At 66.6% G+C, this 2,654-nt stretch carries 3 protein-coding genes; all 3 read right to left on the bottom strand.

Annotated features, from left to right (window positions below; genetic code table 11):
• Positions 1–39 precede the first annotated feature (39 nt).
• Entirely contained in the window at positions 40–420 is a 381-nt protein-coding gene (gene flgB / locus EN935_RS30390; protein WP_109659404.1) for a flagellar basal body rod protein FlgB, read from the bottom strand.
• 84 nt (positions 421–504) lie between these two features.
• Entirely contained in the window at positions 505–1,344 is an 840-nt protein-coding gene (locus tag EN935_RS30385; RefSeq protein ID WP_109659406.1) for a hypothetical protein, read from the bottom strand.
• Positions 1,331–2,654, bottom strand: a 1,324-nt coding sequence (gene fliI, locus EN935_RS30380; RefSeq protein ID WP_127373938.1) for a flagellar protein export ATPase FliI, incomplete at its 5' end; no start/stop codon positions are given. The genes EN935_RS30385 and fliI, both read right to left, overlap by 14 nt.

Genomic DNA, 2,654 nt, shown 5'->3' with positions numbered 1-2,654 from the left:
ATGCTGCGACTTTGAGAGCTGCGGTCAGCGCGTCCATGGTCAGCTCTTCACCGCCATCATCATCATCGAATGGAACGCCTTGACGATCGCCGTGTTGAGTTCGAAGGAGCGGCGCACCTCGCCGGCCTTCAGCAACTGGTCTTCCAGCACGACCGAGTTCTTGGACGGCATGACGACGCCGTCATCTTCCTGCGGCTTGATGGTGAAGCCGGCATTGGTCGCTGCGTTGCCGAGATGGCCGGCCTGCGTGGCCTGCAGCGATACGGCTGTGCGGTCGAGCACCTTTTCGAACGGCTCGACATCGTTTGCCGTGTAGCCCGGCGTGTTGGCGTTGGCGATGTTGCCGGCGACGGCGGACTGGCGCACGGCCAGCCACTGGGCTTGCTTGGCGGCGAGGTCGAAAAGGGAAACGGGCTCCATGAGAATCTCCGGGCGTGTTCCCGAAGACTAGGCCGCCAGTCTTGCGCGGACCTTGCGGATGGCCGGAGGCCTGAGATGGGGCGTTTACTTGGAGAGTTCGATCACCTGGTCGGCACTGGTGACCATGACCCATTTGCCGTTGCGCTGCTCGATGGAGGATACCTGGCTGGAGTCGGGCAGTATCGAGCCACGCTGGACGATCCAGAGGCCAGCGTCGTCCTCGATCATGGCGCGGCCGTTGGCGACATGAACCATGCGGAATTTCGCCGCGTCGGCGGGAAAGGGTTGCTCACCGGGCGCAGGTGCTGGATTGGTGTCATCCTGCACGGTTCCCGTGGCAAGCAGGTCGAGATTGGCCGCCGGGACGTCCTTTGCCGTCAGCGGCGCGCTGCGTTGGGCGACCACGCCGCCGCCCGCCCGTCCCGAATTGGTGCCGGTGCCGCCGAACTTCATCGCCTGGACGCCGAACTGGTCCTGGTTGAAGAAGATGTACCAGGGAAACAAAGCGCAGATCAGCCCGAGCGTGATGCCGAGCGCGGCAATGACGAGATCGCTGCGCCGATCGGACTTCTTGTTCAGCCGGGGAAACTGCGCCTTTGGTGGCTGCGGCCATTCGGTGAGCGGGAACAGACCGTCGATCAGCGAGTCGCGGCTGGCCTGTGTCATCTCGGCGGCCTCCGCCTGGGGAGCCCTGGGCAGAGCTGGCTCGGCGGCCCTTCCTGGAACAGGATCGGCTTTGGCAGCCCGTGGCAGGATTGGCTTTACGGCTCTGGCCAGAACGGCCTCGGCTTTGGCAGCTATGGCACGGGCAGCCTTTGCCTTGGCAGCCCGGGCTTCGTCAGCCCGGGCTTCCGCGGCGGCATTGGCCTCGGCGATCATGTCGCGCAGGATGCGCTCGGTATATTCGCGTTCAGTCTCCGGCATCGGCGTTCAGCTTGCTCTTGAGGTGGCGGGCGAGATCGGAGAACGGGTCGATCGACGGACGATCCTTCGGCGCTTGCGTCAGTGCCTCGTAGATCAGCGGCACCTGGCGCACGGCAATATCGAGCTCGGCATCGACGCCGCCCTGATAGGCGCCCAGCAAGCGGATATCGCGCGTGTCCTCGAAGCGCGAGATCATCGACTTCAGCCTTGTCACCAGCGCGCGCTGTTCGACGCTCCAGGCCTTTCCGGCCAGCCGCGATATGGACGAGAGCGGATTGACCGGCGGATAGCGGCCCTGTTCGGCGATCGTGCGGTCGAGCACGACATGACCGTCGAGGATGCCCCGCACGGAATCGGCAACCGGATCGTTGTGGTCGTCGCCGTCGACCAGCACGGAGATGATGGCGGTGATCGACCCCTTGCCTTCCGCGCCTGGCCCGGCGCGCTCGAGCAGCTTGGGCAGCTCGGTGAACACCGAGGCCGGATAGCCGCGGGCGACCGGCGGCTCGCCGGTCCCCGTCGCCACCTCGCGCAAGGCGTGAGCGAAGCGGGTGATCGAGTCCAGCACCAGGAGCACGCGGTGCCCCTGGTCGCGAAAATGCTCGGCGACGCGCATGGCTGAGTCCGGCGCCCGCCGGCGCATCATGGCGCTTTCATCGCTGGTGGCGACGACGGCGACGGTCTTGGCCATGCTGTCGCCGATCGTATCCTCGAGGAATTCACGCACTTCGCGGCCGCGTTCGCCGATGAGCGCCACGACGACGGTGTCGAATGCGTCGGCGCCGGCAAGCATGGCAAGCAGGGTCGACTTGCCGACGCCGGAGCCGGCGAAGATGCCAAGGCGCTGGCCGAAGCAGAGCGGCGTGAAGATGTCTATGACCTTGACGCCGGTCATGAAAGCGGTGCCGACACGCTGCCGTGCCATGGCACCGGGCGTCGTCTGGGCGCTCGATGCGTCGTCTCCCCTGACCAGGGGCGGGCCGCCATCGATTGCCCTGGTGAGCGCGTCGATGGTGCGGCCACGCCACGAGGCATGCGGCGCCACCGCGAGCGGACCGCGGCGGAACACGGCATCGCCGATGCCGGCATCGGCGCTGCGTTCGAAGGGTGCCACGACGACCTCGTCACGGCTGATCTTGACGATCTCGCCGCGGCGCGCACCGGCATGGCCGCGCTGCTCGACGATGTCGCCCAGCCGGGCGAAATCGGAGAGGCCGTGCACCTTGTAGTGCGTGGGCGTGACTTCGGTGACGCGGCCGCCGCGCTTGAGCAGCGCCTCGGTGTCGGCGAAACGCCGCCAGACCCGTTCC

The organism is Mesorhizobium sp. M7D.F.Ca.US.004.03.1.1, assembly GCF_003998635.1.
Lineage (GTDB): Bacteria > Pseudomonadota > Alphaproteobacteria > Rhizobiales > Rhizobiaceae > Mesorhizobium > Mesorhizobium loti.
Note: the sequence above shows the minus strand (reverse complement) of the source record. Positions and strands in the feature narration are given on the sequence as shown.